This is a genomic window from Spirosoma arcticum, assembly GCF_054779955.1.
The window spans coordinates 407,656-427,881 of sequence record NZ_BAAGXG010000001.1 but is presented as its reverse complement, the minus strand read 5'-3'; the positions used below and the strand labels follow the sequence as shown (position 1 = coordinate 427,881).

16 protein-coding genes are annotated in these 20,226 nt (G+C 54.7%); 15 read left to right on the top strand and 1 reads right to left on the bottom strand.

Annotated elements, in window-relative coordinates:
• Positions 1 to 33: 33 nt before the first annotated feature.
• Positions 34 to 1,926 carry a DNA topoisomerase IV subunit B gene (locus tag ACYVHB_RS01965; protein WP_461049114.1) on the bottom strand — a complete coding sequence of 631 codons (1,893 nt, stop codon included), beginning with the start codon at positions 1,924 to 1,926 and terminating at the stop codon, positions 34 to 36.
• Between the two features lie 250 nt (positions 1,927 to 2,176).
• Here ACYVHB_RS01965 and ACYVHB_RS01960 point away from each other — a divergent pair, with 250 nt between their 5' ends.
• The 15 genes from ACYVHB_RS01960 to ACYVHB_RS01890 all read left to right on the top strand — a co-directional run bounded on the left by ACYVHB_RS01960 (position 2,177) and on the right by ACYVHB_RS01890 (position 20,173).
• Entirely contained in the window at positions 2,177 to 4,828 is a 2,652-nt protein-coding gene (locus ACYVHB_RS01960) for a polysaccharide biosynthesis/export family protein (RefSeq protein WP_461049112.1), read from the top strand.
• Positions 4,829 to 4,856: 28 nt separating this feature from the next.
• Positions 4,857 to 5,969, top strand: a complete 1,113-nt coding sequence (locus tag ACYVHB_RS01955; RefSeq protein ID WP_461049111.1) for a hypothetical protein — start codon at positions 4,857 to 4,859, stop codon at positions 5,967 to 5,969.
• Between the two features lie 102 nt (positions 5,970 to 6,071).
• The gene (locus tag ACYVHB_RS01950; protein WP_461049109.1) at positions 6,072 to 6,902 is read left to right on the top strand and encodes an ABC transporter permease; all 831 of its coding nucleotides are present in this window, start codon (positions 6,072 to 6,074) and stop codon (positions 6,900 to 6,902) included.
• 122 nt (positions 6,903 to 7,024) lie between these two features.
• Complete coding sequence (locus ACYVHB_RS01945) at positions 7,025 to 8,278, top strand: ABC transporter ATP-binding protein (RefSeq protein WP_461049107.1); 1,254 nt, start codon at positions 7,025 to 7,027, stop codon at positions 8,276 to 8,278.
• Between the two features lie 121 nt (positions 8,279 to 8,399).
• Complete coding sequence (locus ACYVHB_RS01940) at positions 8,400 to 9,491, top strand: DegT/DnrJ/EryC1/StrS family aminotransferase (protein WP_461049105.1); 1,092 nt, start codon at positions 8,400 to 8,402, stop codon at positions 9,489 to 9,491.
• A 3-nt stretch (positions 9,492 to 9,494) separates the two neighbouring features.
• Positions 9,495 to 11,627: a hypothetical protein gene (locus tag ACYVHB_RS01935; RefSeq protein WP_461049104.1), complete on the top strand. Its 2,133-nt coding sequence runs from the start codon at positions 9,495 to 9,497 to the stop codon at positions 11,625 to 11,627.
• Between the two features lie 115 nt (positions 11,628 to 11,742).
• On the top strand, positions 11,743 to 12,441 hold the full coding sequence (locus tag ACYVHB_RS01930) for a WbqC family protein (protein WP_461049102.1): 699 nt from the start codon (positions 11,743 to 11,745) through the stop codon (positions 12,439 to 12,441).
• An 86-nt stretch (positions 12,442 to 12,527) separates the two neighbouring features.
• Positions 12,528 to 13,184, top strand: a complete 657-nt coding sequence (locus ACYVHB_RS01925) for an acetyltransferase (RefSeq protein ID WP_461049100.1) — start codon at positions 12,528 to 12,530, stop codon at positions 13,182 to 13,184.
• 105 nt (positions 13,185 to 13,289) lie between these two features.
• A complete protein-coding gene (locus ACYVHB_RS01920; RefSeq protein ID WP_461049098.1) occupies positions 13,290 to 14,492 on the top strand; it encodes a glycosyltransferase family 4 protein in 1,203 nt (400 codons plus the stop codon).
• Positions 14,479 to 15,168 (top strand): NAD-dependent epimerase/dehydratase family protein, encoded by a 690-nt coding sequence (locus ACYVHB_RS01915; RefSeq protein WP_461049096.1) that lies wholly within the window; start codon positions 14,479 to 14,481, stop codon positions 15,166 to 15,168. Before ACYVHB_RS01920 ends, ACYVHB_RS01915 begins: the two co-directional genes overlap by 14 nt.
• A complete protein-coding gene (locus tag ACYVHB_RS01910; protein WP_461049094.1) occupies positions 15,165 to 16,178 on the top strand; it encodes a glycosyltransferase family protein in 1,014 nt (337 codons plus the stop codon). The genes ACYVHB_RS01915 and ACYVHB_RS01910 overlap by 4 nt, the downstream gene beginning before the upstream one ends.
• 78 nt (positions 16,179 to 16,256) lie before the next feature.
• The gene (locus ACYVHB_RS01905) at positions 16,257 to 17,285 is read left to right on the top strand and encodes a glycosyltransferase family 9 protein (RefSeq protein ID WP_461049092.1); all 1,029 of its coding nucleotides are present in this window, start codon (positions 16,257 to 16,259) and stop codon (positions 17,283 to 17,285) included.
• The gene (locus ACYVHB_RS01900) at positions 17,282 to 18,109 is read left to right on the top strand and encodes a DUF5672 family protein (RefSeq protein ID WP_461049090.1); all 828 of its coding nucleotides are present in this window, start codon (positions 17,282 to 17,284) and stop codon (positions 18,107 to 18,109) included. Before ACYVHB_RS01905 ends, ACYVHB_RS01900 begins: the two co-directional genes overlap by 4 nt.
• A gap of 7 nt (positions 18,110 to 18,116) precedes the next feature.
• On the top strand, positions 18,117 to 19,139 hold the full coding sequence (locus ACYVHB_RS01895; protein ID WP_461049088.1) for a glycosyltransferase family 2 protein: 1,023 nt from the start codon (positions 18,117 to 18,119) through the stop codon (positions 19,137 to 19,139).
• A 17-nt stretch (positions 19,140 to 19,156) separates the two neighbouring features.
• The gene (locus ACYVHB_RS01890) at positions 19,157 to 20,173 is read left to right on the top strand and encodes a hypothetical protein (RefSeq protein WP_461049086.1); all 1,017 of its coding nucleotides are present in this window, start codon (positions 19,157 to 19,159) and stop codon (positions 20,171 to 20,173) included.
• The last annotated feature ends 53 nt before the right edge of the window (positions 20,174 to 20,226 follow it).

Genomic DNA, 20,226 nt, shown 5'->3' with positions numbered 1-20,226 from the left:
CCGACACTCCATTGTGCATTATTCATTAGCCATTCAAACCAAAGCCGCATCTTCCACGTCCTTCTCCACGCGCAGGTTGTCGATGATGAACCGCTGACGGTCGGGTGTGTTCTTGCCCATATAATAACTGAGCAGTTTCGGCACCGACGTTTCTTTCTCCATGATGACCGGTTCCAGCCGCATGTTTTCGCCAATAAACAGGCCAAACTCCTCCGGCGAAATCTCGCCTAAGCCTTTGAAGCGCGTGATCTCAACTTTTTTGCCGCCCTTCGTCAATTTGTTGATTGCTATCTGCTTTTCTTCTTCCGAATAGCAATACGTCGTTTCCTTGTGGTTCTTTGGATTGCGCACCCGGAACAGGGGCGTCTCCAGAATATAGAGGTGGCCGTTGCGCACTAAATCGGGGAAAAATTGAAGAAAGAAGGTCAGCATCAGCAGCCGGATGTGCATGCCATCAACGTCGGCGTCGGTCGCAATTACGATTCGGTTGTAGCGCAGACTTTCCAAACCTTCTTCAATGTCGAGCGCGTGCTGAAGCAGGTTGAACTCTTCATTTTCGTACACCACTTTCTTGGTCAGCCCGAAGCAGTTGAGCGGCTTCCCGCGCAAACTGAACACGGCCTGCAACTGCACGTTGCGCGATTTGGTGATGGAGCCACTGGCCGAATCTCCTTCCGTAATGAACAGCGTCGTCTGGTAGCGGTCGTCGGCCTTCAAATCGGACAGGTGATTGCGGCAGTCACGAAGTTTTTTGTTGTGTAAACTCGCCTTTTTGGCACGATCATTGGCTAATTTCTTGATACCGGCGAGTTCCTTGCGCTCCCGCTCCGACTGCTCAATTCGTTTCTTGAGCGCGTCGCGCACGGCGGGGTTCATGTGCAGAAAATCGTCTAAACGTTCTTTGACGAAATCTTTAACGAACGAGTTAACCGACTGCGCATTCGGCTCGGGCGACATGTTGAGGGAACCTAATTTGGTTTTGGTCTGCGACTCGAACACCGGCTCCTGCACCCGAACGCTGATGGCTGCAATAATGCTGGCCCGGATGTCGGTGGTGTCGTAGTTCTTGTCGAAGTGCTTGCGGAGCGTTTCCACGAGGGCTTCTTTGAGGGCGTTCAGGTGGGTGCCGCCCTGGGTTGTGTTTTGCCCGTTCACGAACGAATAATACTGCTCGCCATACTGGTTGCCGTGGGTCATGGCAATCTCGATGTCATCGCCTTTGAGGTGAATGATTGGATAGCGAAGGGCGTCTTCCTCGGTGCTGTTGCGCAGCAGATCGAGCAAGCCATTCTGCGATATGTACTTCTGCTTGTTGAAAACGATGGTCAGACCCGCGTTGAGGTAGCAGTAGTTCCAGATCATTTTTTCTAAGAACGGCTGTACGTAATGAAAGTGCCGAAAGACCGTCTCGTCCGGCTCGAAGCAGATCAGCGTACCGTTGCGCTCATTGGTGGGTTCGTCGCCTTTCTGTTTAAGGTCGCCCCGGTCAAATTCGGCCCAGACGGTACGCCCCTCGCGGTACGACTGCACCCGAAAATAACCCGACAGGGCGTTGACGGCCTTTGTACCAACGCCGTTCAGTCCCACCGACTTCTGGAACGCCCCGGAATCATATTTGCCACCGGTATTGATTTTGGAAACAACCTCAACCACCTTACCAAGGGGAATACCCCGACCATAATCGCGCACCTCGACGCGGTGATCCGTCACACGAACGTCGATGGTTTTGCCGTTGCCCATCACGTGCTCGTCGATGCAGTTGTCGATGGTTTCTTTGATGAGAACGTATATACCATCGTCGGCGGCTGAGCCATCGCCGAGTTTACCGATGTACATGCCCGGCCGGAGCCGAATGTGTTCGCGCCAGTCGAGCGAACGGATACTGTCTTCGTTGTATTGAACGGGTTGGTTTATTGATTCTGCCATTGCAGTTTTTTGAGTAAAAGGAGTAAAACAGGGTAGAACAGTGGGTTAGCAGCTTGGTCAACACATTGGAAAAATTATACCCTGACAATCAAAGTAGAAAAGTTTCCACAGAATAGGAAACTGTTTAGAATCCGGCAAAAGTTCGTTTACTTTGCCGACTAAAACTACGTCACGTACTACGTAGCTTACAATGTCGTTTACTACTGGTCTCCATTACCATTCTACAGAAGCTGTGCGGTATCTTAAAAATATGCAAAATCTGCGAATTAACCACCACTTCCCACCAAAAAAATTTTATTATCCTGTATCGCCTTTTCTCCGCAGGGCTGGCGTTGGCATGGCTGCGCTTTATCTGCTGTTAACTGGGCTAACGGTGCAGGCGCAGGTTGCTCCATCAACGGGGGGCGCAACCACAGCACCCGCTACCCCGCGCGGAACTCCCACGCAGCCGGGTAACCAGCCGGGCCGGGGTAACGCAGTGCCGGGCAACATAAACCCGGCCACCCTTCCACCTAACGTTCAGCGGGAGATTCAGCGCCGAACAGGGCAGCAGCCCGGTCAGCAGACGCCAACGGGCCGCACCACCGCCCAGCCAACCAACCAGCCAGCTACGGGCAATGGTGTACCCAACAACGGCACAGGTAATCAAACCAATGCCGACGGCACACCGGTTGACCCTAACAACCCCAACGAGCGGCAGATTGAGGAAACAAATCAAAGCTCAGAAGAGGTTATTGAAGAAGGCTACGAAGCCGCCCGCCGTCGCGAACGGGAAGAGATTCGCCGGAAGATTTTCGGCACCACGCTCTTCAACGATCCGGCAGCCGCCAACCCATTCCAGCCGAATATTACGATGGCCACTCCCCGCAATTACATTGTGGGGCCGGGCGATGCATTAAACATCCGGCTGTACGGCTTCTCCGAAAGCGACTTCAGCCAGTCCGTATCGCCGGAAGGGTCCGTTTATTTTGGACAGGCCACGGGCATCGGTCCGGTATCTGTTTCCGGGTTGTCGGTTGAGCAGGCTAAAGACCGAATTACGAATCGTTTAGCCAGCAAGTACGTTGGTCTTCGGTCAGGGCCGTACGGTCCAAAAAACACGTTTCTGGAGATCTCACTGGGCGGCATTCGCAGCATCCGCGTCACGGTAACGGGCGACGCCATTCGGCCAGGCACCTACACGCTTTCGTCGCTCTCAACGGTGATGAACGCCATCTATCAGGCGGGTGGTCCCAACGAACTCGGTTCGTTTCGGAAGGTGCAGCTCATTCGTAACAACCGGGTGGTTGCCACGCTCGATTTGTATGATTACCTGCTCAACGGCACCCAAACTAACGACTTTCGGCTGCAGGATAATGACAACATCCGGTTCACGACGTTCATTCAACGGGTCGAAATAGTAGGAACCGTCAAGCGAAATAATATTTTCGAGATGCTGAAGGGCGAAACGCTCGACCGGCTCCTGTTCTACGCCGGTGACTTCGCGTCCAATGCCTACAAAGGACGGGTTAAGATAACGCGCCTGACCGACCGCGAACGCAAAGTGATCGACGTGACAACGCCCGAATACAAAACGTTTGTGATGCAGGACGGAGACTTAGTTACGGTTGAACAGTTGCTGGACCGTTTTGAGAATCTGCTCACCATTGAAGGAGCCGTGTACCGGCCGGGTCAGTATTCGCTCGATCAGAACAAGACGCTGAGACAGTTGATCGCTTCGGCCGAAAATCTCAAAGGAGACGCCTTCACGGGTCGGGTGAGCATTGTCAGGACGCGCGAGGACTTAGCCATCGAAAACATCACGGTCAACCTGACCAACATCCTGGCCGGGACCGAACCGGATATCACCCTTCAGCGCGAGGACCAGATCATTATTCCATCGCGTTTCGACCTGGCCGAATCGGCGCTGGTATCGGTGCAGGGGGAAGTGAACATCCCTAAGGAAGACATCCCGTTCATGGCCAACATGACGCTTAACGACGCCCTGCTCCGGTCGGGCGGTTTGAAAGAATCGGCGGCTGCCTCGCAGGTGGAGGTCGTTCGCCGGAAAAAAGACGTTGATCCCCGCTCGGCCTCGGCGCAGGTGGCCGAAATCATCCGCTTCAACGTTAACCGCGATCTGTCGATCAATACGGACGAAAATAAGTTTATCCTGGAGCCGTTCGACCAGATTATCGTGCGCCGGTCCCCTAACTACGCGGTACAGACGTATGCCAACGTGGAAGGGGAAGTGATTTTGCCCGGTGCGTATGCCATTCGGAGCAAGGACCAAAAGGTTTCGGACCTGGTTGGCCTGTCGGGCGGACTAACGCCCCAGGCGTATGTAGAAGGCGCTACGCTGATTCGACGCGTTGCTTTGAGCGCGGATGAGATCGCCCGCCAGCAACGGGCCGTTACTGAGTTAGCCGACGATGTCACAAAGGCTACTGTTGACGTCGAAGCCATTTCGCCCGAAAAGCCAGAGTCGATTGGTATCAACCTGAAAAAAATTATGGCTAGTCCGGGTTCTTCGGAAGATATTCTGTTGCAGGAAGGCGACATTCTGCGCATTCCAAAGCTGCTCGAAACGGTCCGTGTCCAAGGGGAGGTGCTGTTGCCAACAACGGTGAAGTACCGGGCCGGGCAAACCTTCCAGGACTACATTGCGCAATCGGGCGGCTTCACCGGCAAGTCGCAGCGGAAACGCTCGTATGTGGTCTACGCCAACGGCTCGGTTGACAGGACGCGCAAGTTTATGTTCTTCAACATTTATCCACGCGTGGCACCGGGTTCGGAGGTTGTGATTCCCCGTCAGACAACGTCTGCACTGTCGCCCCAGCAGATTTTGGGTCAGGCAACCGCGATCACGTCCTCCATCATGACGTTGATTTTGGGGGTGCTGGCCTTCCGCAGCATCCGGTAATGATCTATTTGTTTTGACAATCCATTCAATGCAACCGACTACCCCAACCACGAACCAAACCAATCTGGTTACCCGACCACTGCCCCCCGACCAGATCTCGCCCAAAGCGGTGGTACTGCGCGTATTGGGCATTAAAAACGTGTTTCGGCGCAACTGGAAACTGCTAATCCTGCTAACGGTCCTCGGCGGTGTTATTGGCTACATTTACGATATCACCCACGAGAAAAAACCCATCTATAATGCATTCATAACGTTCAACATTGGCGGAGCCGGGGGCAGTGCTAATTACGGGGGCGATTTGGGAGCGCTGGCGGGTGCCTTCGGGCTGAGTCAGGGAGCCGCCGACGCGAACATCTTCACGGGCGACAACTTTATCATTTACGCCATGTCGCGGTCGGTGATTGAGAAAACGCTGATGAAAACGGATACCATCAACGGCAAAGACACGCTGCTGGCTAATTATTACGTCCGCCACAGTGGCATTCGTGACAAGGAATGGGAGAAAAATGACTCCCTGCGGGCTTTTGCCTTTACGCCCGGCAAGAAAGTGAGTGACTTCAATAGAATGGAGCAGCAGGCGATGTCTGAAATTTACGCCCGCATCAAGTCGGAGATGGGCGTGACGCAGCCCGAACGTAAATCGTCGTTTATGGAACTGCGCTGCGGTATGCAGGATGAGAAACTGGCGGCTTCCCTGCTGGCAACGCACCTGAAAACGATTGAAGACGATTATAAACGAACGCAGACAAAAAAAACCCGGGAGATGTACGAGTTGCTCAACTCCCGTGCCGACTCGCTGCTTCGCGTTCTGACCGGCACCGAAAACCGGCTGGCGCAGTATACCGATCAGAATCAGCAGATTGTGGTTGCGCAGGGGCGGCTCACGGAAACCAAGCTGACGCGCAACTCCGCCTTTCTGACGCAGTTATACTATTCAGCGCTGGGGCAGGCCGACAATATGCGCCTGTCCATGATTCGGGAGGCTCCGCTCTTCAACATTATTGATCCGGTCGCTTTCCCACTTTATAAAGAAGTAAAAACACCGGTAGGCAGGCGTATTGGCATTGCTTTCGGTCTCCTGCTGTCGGTGATCGTCATTTTCCTGCGCGAAACATACCGCTCCGTTATGCGGGAAGAATAAGGTCACAGTCGGTGAGTCAATGAGTCGGTGAGTTAATCAGCAGTCAGGTTTGCGCACTTATCAACTCACTGACTGACCAACTCACCAACTGAACAACTGATTTTGAAAACACACGAGGTAGTTATTCAACCCGGTCGCGCCGAGCGGCATTACTGGCGCGACTTGTGGCGCAACCGCGAGTTGATGTACATTCTGTCCATGCGCGATGTATCGGTGCGCTACAAACAGACGGCACTCGGCATGGCCTGGGGGCTGATTCGGCCGCTAACAACTATGTTGATTATGGTGTTCGTTTTTAGCCGCATTGCCAAGCTGCCCGGTGATCCAGACGTGCCTTATCCGCTCATGGTGCTGGGGGGCATCACCGTCTGGACGTTTTTCGCTACGGCCTTCACCCAAATCAGCAACAGCGTAACGATGAATTCAAACCTCGTCACGAAGGTGTACTTCCCCCGACTCATCATGCCCATCAGCGCGGTAGCCGTCAGCTTCATCGATTTTTTGGTGTCGCTGGGTTTATTCATCCTGCTGGCCATCTGGTACCGGTTCGTGCCCGACTGGCACCTGCTGCTGGTGCCGGCATTTATGGTGCTGGCAGTACTGGCCGCGTTCGCGTTTGGCTTATTTTTTGCCGTCGTTAACGTGCGGTTTCGTGACGTGGGCCAGTTAATTCCGTTTATAGTGCAGGTGGGTTTCTACGCGTGCCCAATTGCCTACAGCAGTCGGTTAGTAGCCGACGACTGGTACTACCAATACTACATTCTGAATCCGATGGTGGGCATCATCGACGGGTTTCGGTGGGCGTTGCTCGGTGGTAAGGCTTACTTCAATCCGCAGAGTTTGCTGATGTCCGTTATCATTATATCAATTTGCCTGAGTATGTCGCTTTACTTTTTTCGGAAACGGGAGAGTACTTTTGTCGACGATATTTAAGATAAAGCAGTAAAGTCATAAGTCGTAGAAGTCGTAAGTGGCGGACCAGCCTACATCAATGACGCGTCAGCCACTTACGACTTATATGACTTACGACTTACTTCCACGACTATAATTAAACTATGTCCGTCATTACCGTCGAAAATATTAGCAAGCAGTACATCATCGACCACCAGAAGGGAAAGGGGTCCAATACCCTGCGTGACGTTATTTCGGCGAATTTCCGGCAACTGTTCAACGGGCAAAAGAACGAGAACACGCTGACAAAAGAAGAGTTCTGGGCCTTGCGCGACGTGAGTTTTTCCATTGAACAGGGCGACCGGGTGGGTATCGTTGGCCACAACGGGGCGGGCAAGTCCACGATGCTCAAGATCCTGAGCAAAATCATTGTGCCAACCACCGGCAGCGTTCGCATCCGGGGTCGGGTAGCGAGTTTGCTGGAAGTTGGAACGGGCTTTCACCCTGAGCTGACCGGCCGCGAAAACATTTACCTCAACGGGTCGCTGCTGGGCATGAGCCGCAGCGAAATCAAAAAGCAGTTCGATGAGATCGTTGCGTTTGCGGGTGTCGAAAAATTTTTAGATACGCCCGTCAAGCGGTATTCGTCCGGGATGTATGTGCGGTTGGGCTTTGCCATCTCGGCCCACCTCGACCCCGAAATCATGATCGTTGACGAGGTGCTGGCCGTGGGCGACGCCGAATTTCAGAAGAAGAGCCTTGGCAAAATGCGCGATAATTCCGCCAGTGGCCGAACCATCATTTTTGTCAGTCATAACCTGACGGCCGTGCAGGCCCTGTGTAACAAGACGCTCTATTTTGAGAAAGGGCAACTGATTGAGCAGGGCGAAACCAACCAGGTCATCGCGTCGTATTTGAGCAAGGTCTCTAAAACCCGGCTCCGGCGTCAGTGGGACACCCCCGAAGACGCCCCCGGCAATGACCTGGTCCGCATCCGGCGCATTGAACTGACGCCCGACTATCAGGACGACCTGACGCACATTGACGTGAGAACGCCCATGAAACTGCGGTTTGAGTTCTGGAACCAGATGGACCGCGCTAACCTAAACCTGAGTATGCACCTCAACTCGCTGACGGGTGAGTGTATTTTCAACGTCGGCACCCAATCGCGGCCGTACGGCAAGGGGCTTATTGCGGGCGAGTGTACGATTCCGGGCTATTTTCTGAACGATGGTTCGTACACAATTTCGGTTATGGTGGTGAAAGACACGGTCACCCCTCTATACACCATGGAAGAAGGCATTACCTTTGACGTAGAAGACTACCGCGAAGGCATTGCCTGGTATGGCAAGTGGCCGGGCTACGTTCGTCCGCAGTTTCCGTTCGAGATTGGGATGCTGGAAGAAGTGATAAAATGAGTTTGTGGTTTGTGAGTTTGTAGTTGGCTAACGCGAAGTGAATGCTGGTCCGCCGGTGCGGTCAGTCCCGGCGGGGAACCGCAACTACAAACTCACAAACCACAAACTCAAAAACTTAATTATGATTAACGTCACCAAGTCCTATTTACCGGATTTCGATGAGTACACCAACTACCTGAGAGGCATCTGGGAGCGGGTTCATCTCACCAACGACGGCCCGTTGCTGCGCGATCTGGAGACTCAGATGAAGCAGTTTCTGGGCGTGAAGCACCTTAAATTCTGTACCAACGGCACCATCGTACTCCAGATGGCCCTCAAAGCCATGGACATTACGAAGGAAGTTATCACGACGCCTTTCTCCTACGTAGCCACCACTAACGCCCTGCTTTGGGAGGGTTGTACGCCCGTTTTCGCCGACATTCGTTCGGACGATTTTTGCCTCGACCCCGATAAAATCGAAGCGCTCATTACCGAAAACACGCAGGCCATCATGGCCACGCACGTGTACGGCAACGCCTGCCAGATTGAGCAGATTCAGGCTATCGCTGAAAAACACGGGTTGAAGGTTATTTACGACGCAGCCCACACGTTCGGAGCGACTTATAACGGTCGTTCGATTCTAAGCTATGGCGACGTCAGCACGTGCAGTTTCCACGCCACCAAAGTGTTTCATACCGTCGAAGGGGGCTGCATCGTGACGGATGACGATGAGCTGGCTCAGAAGCTGCACTTTTACCGGTCGTTCGGACACCGCAACGATGACTATTACAGCATCGGCATAAACGCAAAAAATTCGGAGTTTCACGCGGCAATGGGCTTATGCGTGCTGCCAAAAGTGCCCGCCCTGATTGCCGCCCGCAAACAGGTTTTTGGCTACTATGACGAACGGCTCGACTTCAGCAGAATCACCCGCCCGACGCTAACGCCCGGTGTCGATTACAACTACGCTTATTACCCGGTTGTGTTCGACTCGGAGGAAACGTTGTTGCGGGTGGTCGATTCGCTGCGGGCGCAGGATATTTCGCCCCGGCGCTATTTCTTTCCCTCGCTCAACACCCTGCCGTTCTCGGTTGGGCATCAATCCTGCCCGGTTTCGGAGGATGTGGCGCTGCGCGTGTTGTGCCTGCCGCTCTACCCCGACCTGGCCGAAGACGACGCGGACCGGATTGCCGGAGTCGTTAACGAAGCTGTTGCTTTGGTACACATCGACTGATAAATGACGTTCATCTACCTCCTGTCGTTTTTCGTTTTTCTTTTCTATGTTGGTCGGCTTTCGGCGCGAATCGCTCGTCGGTCACTGACGGAGTGGCTATTGACCACGTTCCTGCTGGGAGCGGGCAGTATCATTCTAACGGGCTTTATTCTGTCGAGCCTTTACCTGACCGCTAATTCGCTGGTTTGGGCCATGGCGGTATTCGTTACGGCAACGGCACTTGGGCTCGTGCTGATCCGCCTGTCCGCAATGACACAAACCACCGATGCCCAATATGACCCCTTCGCGCATCGTCACTTCTCGGTATTGCTGCTCATCCGCGACCGTATCACAACGTTTAGGCAGTGGTTTGGGGGCTTAACCGCTTATTCTAAGTTTCTCTTCTCAACCCTCTTCGTTACGCTGGCAGTCATTGCCGTCACGAACCTGCTGCTGGTGCTGTTCACCGTCCCGAACGAATGGGACAGCATGACCGGCCATCTCAACCGGGTGATGCAATACGTGCAGCGCGGCACCATGCGGCATTTTGGCGGCACAAACTGGAACATGGACACGTATCCCAAAAGTGTCTGTACGTTGCAGATCTATTCATTCCTGATGACGGGCCGCTTCGAAAACGGATTCAAATTTATTCACCACCTGAGTTACTGGACGGCCATTGTCGCCGTGTTTGGGATTGTGCAGCGGATTGGTCAGCTAAGTCGCGGACAAGCTTCGCTCTCGGCCAGTTTCTTCTGCACATTGGCCTACGCCCTGCTGCCCGACTTTTTGATGCAGGCCATCACCACCGAAACCGACATTGTGCTGACGGCTTACCTGAGTGTACTGCTTTACATGCTGTTCACCTACAAGCAAACCGTATCGACGGGCCGCGCCGACGTTCGATATCTGTGGCTGGCGGGTATGGCGTTCGGCATTGCCTTTGGCCACAAAATCACGTTTGCGCTGCTGCTCCCGTCGGTGTTCGTGGTGATGATTTACACAGTGTTCTGGTCAGAATCAGTGGCGGTTTCGTTTGGGCGGATATGGCGGCTGGGTGCGGCTATCGTCGTGGGGGTTTGCCTGTGGACGCTGCCGACTGGCTATTTGAAGAATATTGAGGTGTTCGGCCACCCCATTGGCCCGCCAACGGCCCTCAAACACCAGTCGGTGGAGCGGGCGGGGTCGCTGCCGAATCTGCTTGAACAGGGCAGCCGTAATCTGATTCGCTACGGCTATGACCATGTAAACTTAGACGGTATCCGTAACCTCGAACCCGGTATGGACATCAACCGCGTTATGCGCAAACCGCTGGTGCTGCTCGAAGATATACTGCACCTGCGGTTAGATGAGGAAACCGACTTCTCGATTCAGCCCTTCGCCTTCAACCGGAAGTTTGTGTTCTATAACGCCAATCCGTACTGGGGCGTGTTCGGTTTCGGGCTGATTTTACCGCTGTTGTTTCTGGTGCTGACGGGTATTGTCCGCTCGACACCACATTTATTTTTGGGGCTGGCCTTACTCCTGCATTTTGCGGCTCTGTCTTATTCTGCCCCCTACGACCCTTTCAAAGGACGTTATTTCATCGAAACAGGACTGTTTGGCATTCTATTTTTATCGTTGCTGTTTCTTCACCCCCGCACAACGATGGATGTTTCTGGGGTGGATTCTCCCGGCCGGATAATCGGGAAGAGTTACGTTGGTTTCGTTACGGTGCTGGGCTGCATGTCGGCGGTGCTGTGCGTGTACGGGAACATCCGCGCTCTGCCGTTTAGCTGGACCGCCCCGGATGGGAAAACGTACCCGTCAGCCTTCGCGTCGGGCCGAATTCGGCAAATGGCCGTTGGCCGACCCGATATTTACGTGCCCTACAAACGCTTCGACGAACTCGTACCCGATACGGCAACGGTGGCGCTCGGAACCATTAACGACGACTATGAATACCCACTTTATGGTCCGAAGTTGTCGCGTCGGCTCATCGCCATCAACCCGTTTGAGCAGGGCCTGAAGCCCATACCCGCCGAAGCCGATTACCTGTTTTTTGATAGAAGCGTGATGCAGCCGAAGCCCGGCGACATCCGATTAGGAACCGACACCACGCTTCGCCGGGCGATGATCGTCCCGGCCGAAGATTATTATTTACGAAAACTAAAGTAGAGACCGTACCGGCGGACCGGCAACCCTTTGCGTCTCCTGGACCGGATGGTTTTGCTGACGCATAGAAGACGCAAAGGGTGCCGGTCCGCCGGTGCGGTCTCTACAAATCCGCCCTATGACGCTGGCCATCATGCAGCCTTATTTTCTGCCCTACATCGGCTACATGCAGTTGATGAACGCCGTTGATACGTTCGTGCTCTACGACGACGTGGCTTTCATCAATCGGGGCTGGATTAACCGCAACCGATTGCTGATTAACGGGCAGGAATACCTGTTCACGGTGCCGCTGAAAGACGCCAGTCAGAACAAACGCATCAATGAAGTCAGGCTGGCCGACGATCCCAAGTGGCGCAGCAAACTGCTGAAAACCGTTGAACAGGGTTATCGCAAAGCCCCCTATTACGGAACGGTAATGCCGCTAACCGAAAAAATTGTCAATTTTGCGACCGATTCCATCGCTGATCTGGTGTACAATAGCTTAGTCGAACTGAATCAGTACCTTGGCCTGACAACCCGGTTGGTGGCGTCCTCATCCGTATATGAAAATAGTCACTTTAAGGCGCAGGAACGTATTTTGGATATCTGCCGACAGGAAGGTGCAACGCGCTACATTAACCCCATCGGTGGCCTTGAACTATACGACAAACCAACCTTTGCGCAGGCAGGCATCGAGCTAAATTTTATTCAGGCAAAACGAGTCGATTACCCACAATCAAAGGACAATTTTATACCGTGGCTGTCCGTGCTCGATGCACTGATGTTTTGCGACGTGCCAACGGTCCGGGCAATGCTGGGGGAATATGAACTGATGTAATATTGAATGATGAATGATAAATGATGAATGATTTGCGCCGACAGACATTCATCGTTCATCGTTCATCATTCATCATTCAAGAAAGCATGGCAAAAATTATAATTTTCGGGGTAATGGACACGGCCGAGCTGGCTCATTTCTACCTCACCCACGATTCTGAACACGAGGTAGCCGCGTTCACCGTTAACCGCGAGTACGTAACCGAAGCGGAGTTTCGGGGATTGCCACTGGTGGCATTCGAGGACGTGGAGACGCTGTTTTCCCCGCAGGAATACAAGTTTTTCGCGCCGATGACGGGCCGGAACATGAACCGGAACCGCGAACGAATTTACAACGAAGCCAAAGCTAAAGGCTATGAGTTTATCTCCTACGTCAGTTCCAAAGCGACGCTGTTTGGCAACAAAATTGGCGAGAACTGTTTCATTCTCGAAGACAATACCATTCAGCCCTTCACCACAATTGGCAACAACGTTGTGCTCTGGAGTGGCAATCACATCGGTCACCACGGCCAAATCAAGGACCACGTCTTTTTCACCTCACATGTGGTTATGTCCGGGCATTGCGTGATTGATTCCTACTGCTTCTTTGGCGTCAACAGCACTATTCGCGATTATTTGTACCTCGCTGAAGGTACGCTGGTCGGCATGGCAGCCGCCGTCACCCGCGATACCGAAGCTTGGGGGGTTTACGTAGGCAACCCCGCCATAAAGAAAGGGACAAGGCCCAGCTACGAGGTGTACTAAGGAAGTTGGTTAGTCGATGAGTTAGTCAGTGCGGGTACGCTGGAGCGTCCGGGACTAACTCACCAACTGATCGACTGACCAACTCATTAACTGATAACTCCATAGTTGAAAACGCTCCTTTTCATCGGCCACGACGCCAACCGCGCGGGTGCCCAATACCTGCTGCTTCACCTGCTGACGTACCTGCACGAAACCGGCGTTAAAACGGGGTTAGTACTGGGCGACGGTGGCCCGTTGCTACCCGATTACGAGCGCGTTACGACAGTTTACCGGGCTATTACGCCAATACCCGTCCAGACGGGCAGCCTGACTGGACGGGTGCTGGCAAAGTTGGGCGTTGGCCAGCCCGCCAATGGGCAGCGAACGATCCCGGCCGAAGTGATGCAACGCATCCGGGATGGTCACTATAATGCAATTGTGTCCAATACCATCGCTAACGGCGGCCTGCTTCGACTGCTGGAGCCACTGGAACTACCCTTTGCGCTTTACGTTCACGAACTCGAAAACTCAATTCGGATTTACGCCCGTCCCGATGAGTTGGCCTACGAACTGAGCCGCGTCAGTCACGTGTTCTGTGGTTCGGAAGCCGTTCGGCAAAATCTCATTGCGCACCACGGGCTGACAATCAGCAACACCTCGGTTTTAAACTCCTTGATGCACACTCAGGCCCTGCTGACTAAACTCGCGGCTGTTGACCGGCGGGTGGTGCGCCAGACATTGGGTATTCCGGCCGACGCTATTGTGGTAGGCGGCTGCGGTAATGCCGAATGGCGCAAAGGCGTAGACCTGTTCCTGCTCATAGCCCGGCAAGTGCTCAATACGCATCCCGACACACACTTTATTTGGGTGGGCGTAAACGAGTCAGGTGAAGAAAGTGGGCGGCTGCGTTATGACCTCGACCGGATGGGCATGGCGGATCACGTTCATCTGCTGCCCCCCGGTGGAAATTATTTAGACTACGTAGCCTGCTTCGACCTGTTTACGCTTACCTCCCGCGAAGACCCTTACCCGCTGGTAATTTTGGAAGCGGGCCTGAACCGCATTCCAGTGCTGTGCTTTGCGCAGTCAGGTGGCAGCCCGGACTACGTCGGAACCGACACGGGTTGTTTAGTGCCTTATTTAGACCTGTCGGCGATGGCCGCTGGCATTGGCCGATTAGCCGACGACAGGGCCGAGCGCGACCGGTTGGGGGCTATTTTCTACGAACGGGCTATGCGTCACGACGTCGCCGTGCTGGTTCCTCAACTGCTGACGCGACTCGATTCAGTGCTCGTTCAGCCAACCGCCGATCAGCATGGTAGTCGGTAACGGCATGATTGCCCGGCGGTTTAGCGACTTTGCGGAACGGAACGACGTTGTGATTTTCGCGTCCGGCGTTTCCAATTCCAAAGAAATTCGTCCCGAGCCGTTCGACCGGGAGCGCCGGTTGGTGGAGGAAACGCTGTCGCAGACCATCGGTAGCCTGTTTGTTTATTTCAGCACGGCCAGCGTCGACGACCCCACGGAGCAGGGGTCGCCTTACGTAACTCACAAACTGGAACTGGAACGACTCATTGCCAGCCAGGCCACCAATTACCTGTTGGTCCGGGCGTCTAACGTAGTGGGCGGGCCGGGCAATCCGCACACGATCCTCAATTTTTTCGTGGATCGTGTGCGGCAGCATGAGCCGTTCACAATCTGGCAGCACGCCAGCCGCAATCTGATCGACCTCGACGACGTTTACCGGGTAGTGACCGGCTGCATTGCCGAACCGACAACCTGGAACCGCATCGTTCTGGTTGCCAATCCGCATTCCATCAGCCCACTAACTTTAGTACAGGCGATTGAAACGCATACGGGCCAACGGGCGCGGTATGAACTCGCAGACAAGGGTGTACCATTCGCGCTGTCGGTGGATAGTCTCAGTGACCGATTACAGGTAACTGATTCTAACTGGCAACCGGAGCAGTACGTGGCGCAATTACTCAAGAAATACTACCCATGACCCTTGCTTTTACCATCTGTTCGGTCAACTACTTAGCGCAGGCCCGAACGCTGGGTGACTCGCTCCGCAAAACCAACCCGAACTACCAATACATCATCGGCTTAGTTGATAAGCTCAGTCAGGCTAAGCTGCCCACCGACCTGATGCCGCCTTATCCCATGCTGGAAGTGGATCAGATCGACATTCCCGATTTCGCGGCCATGTGCGACCGCTACGACATCACGGAATTGAACACGGCCGTGAAGCCTTTCTACATCGACTACCTGTACGAAACGTACCCGGACGCTACACAAATCATTTATTTCGACCCGGACATCATCGTTTATCAACCCCTGACCAAGCTGAGTCACGATCTGACAACGTACAGTATGGTGCTGACGCCCCATTGCTGTTCGCCCACGCCGGACTGGGAAACGCCCAATGAGCAGCATCACCTGAATACGGGCATTTATAACCTCGGTTTTATTGGGCTGCGCCGGGATGCTACCGCCCGGCAATTTGTGAACTGGTGGAAAGAGCGGTTGGTGTATGAATGCCGGATCGACCTGTGCGCGGGCCTTTTTGTCGATCAGCACTGGGTTGATTTTGCGCCCATCTACCACGACAACGTGCTGATTGAGCATCATCCCGGCTATAACGTTGCCTATTGGAACCTGCACGAACGGTGGTTCTCGACCGACGAAACCGGGCAGTGGCACGTTGGCCATCAACCCGAACCAGATGCTCCAGTCACGCCATCCGGGCCACTACAGTTTTTTCATTACAGCGGTTACAACCCCTACCGCCCCGATGACATCTCAAAGTACCAGACGCGCTATTCGTTTGACGAACGCTCCGACGTAAAGCCGTTGTTTGAGTTGTACCGGCAGCGGTTATTGGCGAATCACAACGAGCAGTATCGGCAGTATCCATGCGTTTACATCAAACCCCCGGTAGTGCTGCGGTATCAGCGGGTTCGGAAGGCGTTTAAGATGCCGTTTAACCGAATTATTGCCCTGTTAGAATCGTAGGTTAGTGCATTGTCATTTTTTTACCCTGTTAATTAGACACGTATGCGCTCAAAAACGCATACACACGTTTCTTTGGTCATGACGTCGCGCTTCCAGTCACTTTGGACATACCGGTTTCACAAAATCACCCACATTCTGGGTAAGTTCTGGTCGTTTGCCCTGAAATACGGTCAACTGCGCCTGCTAAAACTACGGATTGGTAACCGCCCGCTGGTGGCCATCATTCTGTCGGAGCAGATGGGCGACATTATTGCCTGCGAACCGGTAGCCCGCGAGGTCCGTCGACGGCATCCCAACGGTTACATTATCTGGGTCGTGCGCAAACCGTACATCGAACTGGTCGAACACCACCCAGACCTCGATGGCTATCTGGTGGAAAAATGCCCCAGCGAGCGCGTCTATCTGCTGCGGTCGGGCATTTACGACGTCGTGTACAACATGCATATCTCCCACCGCAAGTGCCGCTACTGTACCGATGATCCCGTTAACCCAACGGCCGACCAGATCGGGCTGACCTTCGACAACTACCTGAACCGGGGCGATCTGCTGTACACCTTCTCGCAGGCTGCCGGACTACCCGCCCTCACCGACGATCCCCGGATTTACATTCCTGACACCGTTCGCCAGCGGGTTGCCGCGCTGAACCTGCCCAAATCGACTATCGTCATCCACTGCCAGTCGAGCTACGTCCCGCGCGACTGGCCCACCGAACACTGGAACCGGCTGGTAAGCTGGTTGGCAGAAACCTACCCCTACTCCATCGTTGAGGTTGGCGTGAACCCCGTTGTGACGCAGGAACACCCGCGCTTTCGGAGCCTGTGCGGGCAACTGAGCCTGTTGGAAACCGCCGACGTAATCCGGCAGGCCCGGCTGTTTATTGGCATCGAAAGTGGCCCGGCCCACATGGCCAACGCGGGGGGCACAACGGGTATAATTTTGCAGGGCCAGCTCTTTAATTTCCGTGACTACCTGACCTATTCGGGTCGTTACAAACGCGGAGAAGGTGTCACCTTTGTAAAAAATCAGGATGGTCCCTGCGTCGACCTGCCCTACGCCACCGTGCAGCGGGTGGTGCAGCAGCAATTGGGCCAGCCCAAGCTCGTATGAAGCACCCTTCCCCCGTGAGCGTTGCGGTCGTTATTCCTGTTTACAAACCGCAACTGACCGATTATGAGCGTATTTCGTTAACCCAGTGCCTGCGCGTATTGGGTAGCTACCCCATTTATTTAGCGGCACCCCACTCGCTTGCTCTTTCGGCCTACCAGGAAATTTCGCCAACGCTACAGGCCCGAACCTTCGACGACTCTTTTTTTACGGACATACAGGCCTACAATCGGCTAATGCTGTCCGGGCAGTTTTACGAAGCCTTCTCCGACGTGGAGTATATGCTGATTTATCAGTTGGATGCGTTCGTCTTTCGCGATGAGCTGGCCGACTGGTGTCGGCAAGGCTATGACTACATTGGCGCTCCCTGGCTCCGGGATCGCGATGTTACGGGTTGGCGCGAACGGGTTGAGTTTCGCATCAGGCAACGCATTGCCACGGTGCTCGCCCTGAAAAAAGAGGATGGTGTGACACCCCGCGAAATTATTAGCCTCAACGGCGTTGGCAATGGGGGGTTGTCGCTCCGGCGCGTTCCGGCCATGCTGCGGTGCCTGCGCCGATTCCGCCGGAAAATCGACGAGTACGAGCGCATTCACCACCATCAATACAACGAAGATGTATTCTGGGGTATTGAAGTGAACCGGTTCTGGCCAATGCTGCAGGTTCCGGCTTACCGCAAAGCGCTCCACTTCTCGGTCGAATTTTATCCGCAGTGGGCCATCGAACATTATAACAACGGCCAGCTACCGTTCGGGTGCCACGCCTGGGATATTCACGAAACGGCATACTGGCGACCAATCTTCGCCCGCTACGGCTACCAAATCTAAGCAGTACATGACCCCACCGGCCCGACTAACCTGCTCAATTGCCCTTTGCACCTACAACGGCGAAGCGTACCTGCCCGCCCAATGGCAGAGCCTGCTCGACCAGCAGCGACGACCGAACGAAGTAATCATCGGCGACGACCAATCCACCGATGGTACGGTTGCGCGGCTGCGTCAGTTAGTAGCCAACGCGCCGTTTCCCGTTCGTATTCTGGAAAACAACCAGCGGCTCGGCTCCACCAAAAACTTTGAGCAGGTGCTGTCGAAATGCACGGGCGACCTGATTTTTATCTGCGATCAGGATGATTACTGGCTTCCAGACAAAATCAGTACGATGACCGGCTACATGGCCGATCACCCGGCTGCTCAACTCGCCTTTTGCGACGCCTGGGTAACTGACGAGCAGTTACAGGGTCGTCGGGGCCGGTTTTGGGAGGAGGTTCGGTTCGATAGCCGGGCGCAGCAGCGCTGGCGGGCGGGTGAGTCGATGGATGTTTTGCTCGACGGTAACCGGGTGATGGGCTGCGCTACCGTAATTCGGCGGTCTTTCCTGCCGACCCTGCTCCCCATTCCCGATCAGATTCCGGGTTACATCTACGACGGCTGGCTGGCGTTAGTCTCGGCGGCCTGCGGAGCCATTCACTTCATCGACCAACCCCTCCAGCTCTACCGAACCCACCCGCAGCAACAGGTGGGCGTGCGTCCGGTAGCGTCCAGCGAGCGCATCCGGGTGCAGGATCGCATTGCCCGCCACCGTGCTCAAAAACTAATTCCGCTCCGCGAAAAACAGGCTCAGTTAACCACTATTGATCAGCTTTTGGCCGACCGCGTACCCGCCGACGCACCCGGTTTGACCCAACTCCACCGGCGAATGGCTCACTTCACCATGCGCAGTCATCTGCCCCATTACCGGGCACAGCGGCTGTTGCCGGTGCTGCAAAGTTTGCAGCGGGGTAACTACAAACGATATGCCGATGCCTCGGCGAACTGGTACGCGCCTTACTTAGCCGCTTTGGGCGATTTGCTCGAATAAATTAGCTTTGTCCCACTGTGTTCGTAACCATCTGTACCATTCGCCAGTTGCCCCAGGCCTTCGCACTGGGTGATAGCCTTTCGCATCACGCCCCCAGCACCGACGGTCAGCCGGAGCCATTCCTGATTGGCTTAGCCGACGACCCGACCCACCTGCCCCCCGATTTCGCATCACCTTATCCGCTGCTGCCCCTCGAAACGGTGCTATCAGCCGATACATTAACGGCGCTCTCGGCAACATACACGCCAACCGAGTTTGCGGCTGCCTGCAAACCGCTGTTCATGGCGGAGGTTTTCCGGCGGTATCCCACTGTGCTCCGGCTGGTCTACGCTGACCCGAACCTGTTGTTTCTGCACCCGCTGACGGCCGTGTGGGACCAGTTTCATGACGCCAACGCCCTGCTGACGCCCCACATTACCAGACACCCCGGTGACAAAGCGTGGCCCGACGAAAAGTTTTTTCAGAACGTTGGTCTGTACAGTGCTGATTTTTTGGCGGTCCGGCGGTCGGCCGAAACCGACCGGCTGCTGGCGTGGTGGCGGGACCGGGTCCAAGAGCGGGCTTATGTCGATTTTTGCGCTGGGCTGTGCACCGACCAACTCTGGCTAATGCATGTGCCCGTGTTTTTTCAGGGCACCCAGATTATCAAAAACCCCGGCTGGCACGTGGCCCTCTGGAACCTGCCCGAGCGAACCCTGCAACCCGACGGAACGGGCTGGCGGGTAACCGGCCCCACGGATGCCAGCCAACCCCTGGTGTTTTTTAATGCCAAAGGTATTTACAACGCCGATGAAGGCTTTTTCCCGCATCAGAACCGGCTGCGGTTGTCGAACCGGCCCGACGTGCGGGCGTTGCTGGCAACGTATCGGCAGGCCGTTGCCGTTCATGCAAACCCGGCGCTAACCAGCCGGGCTACCGCCTATGGTCAGCAGCCGGAGCCGGTTGTGCTGCGGGGCTGGCGCCGGACAACGGTCCGCTCCATGCGAGCCATTATGCGCTTTCTCGATCAGGTGCCGCTGCCTGCCATTCGCTAAACCGGGGCGAACCCCGCTGGCCGATTAACGTAGTTTCATCAAATAAAACTGTA

Bases quoted from the DNA above. Each gene is read 5' to 3' on its own strand.
- ACYVHB_RS01965 (WP_461049114.1), bottom strand. From the start codon at position 1,926: ATGGCAGAATCAATAAACCAACCCGTTCAATACAACGAAGACAGTATC.
- ACYVHB_RS01960 (WP_461049112.1), top strand. From the start codon at position 2,177: ATGCAAAATCTGCGAATTAACCACCACTTCCCACCAAAAAAATTTTAT.
- ACYVHB_RS01955 (WP_461049111.1), top strand. From the start codon at position 4,857: ATGCAACCGACTACCCCAACCACGAACCAAACCAATCTGGTTACCCGA.
- ACYVHB_RS01945 (WP_461049107.1), top strand. From the start codon at position 7,025: ATGTCCGTCATTACCGTCGAAAATATTAGCAAGCAGTACATCATCGAC.
- ACYVHB_RS01940 (WP_461049105.1), top strand. From the start codon at position 8,400: ATGATTAACGTCACCAAGTCCTATTTACCGGATTTCGATGAGTACACC.
- ACYVHB_RS01935 (WP_461049104.1), top strand. From the start codon at position 9,495: ATGACGTTCATCTACCTCCTGTCGTTTTTCGTTTTTCTTTTCTATGTT.
- ACYVHB_RS01930 (WP_461049102.1), top strand. From the start codon at position 11,743: ATGACGCTGGCCATCATGCAGCCTTATTTTCTGCCCTACATCGGCTAC.
- ACYVHB_RS01925 (WP_461049100.1), top strand. From the start codon at position 12,528: ATGGCAAAAATTATAATTTTCGGGGTAATGGACACGGCCGAGCTGGCT.
- ACYVHB_RS01915 (WP_461049096.1), top strand. From the start codon at position 14,479: ATGGTAGTCGGTAACGGCATGATTGCCCGGCGGTTTAGCGACTTTGCG.
- ACYVHB_RS01910 (WP_461049094.1), top strand. From the start codon at position 15,165: ATGACCCTTGCTTTTACCATCTGTTCGGTCAACTACTTAGCGCAGGCC.
- ACYVHB_RS01905 (WP_461049092.1), top strand. From the start codon at position 16,257: ATGACGTCGCGCTTCCAGTCACTTTGGACATACCGGTTTCACAAAATC.
- ACYVHB_RS01900 (WP_461049090.1), top strand. From the start codon at position 17,282: ATGAAGCACCCTTCCCCCGTGAGCGTTGCGGTCGTTATTCCTGTTTAC.
- ACYVHB_RS01895 (WP_461049088.1), top strand. From the start codon at position 18,117: ATGACCCCACCGGCCCGACTAACCTGCTCAATTGCCCTTTGCACCTAC.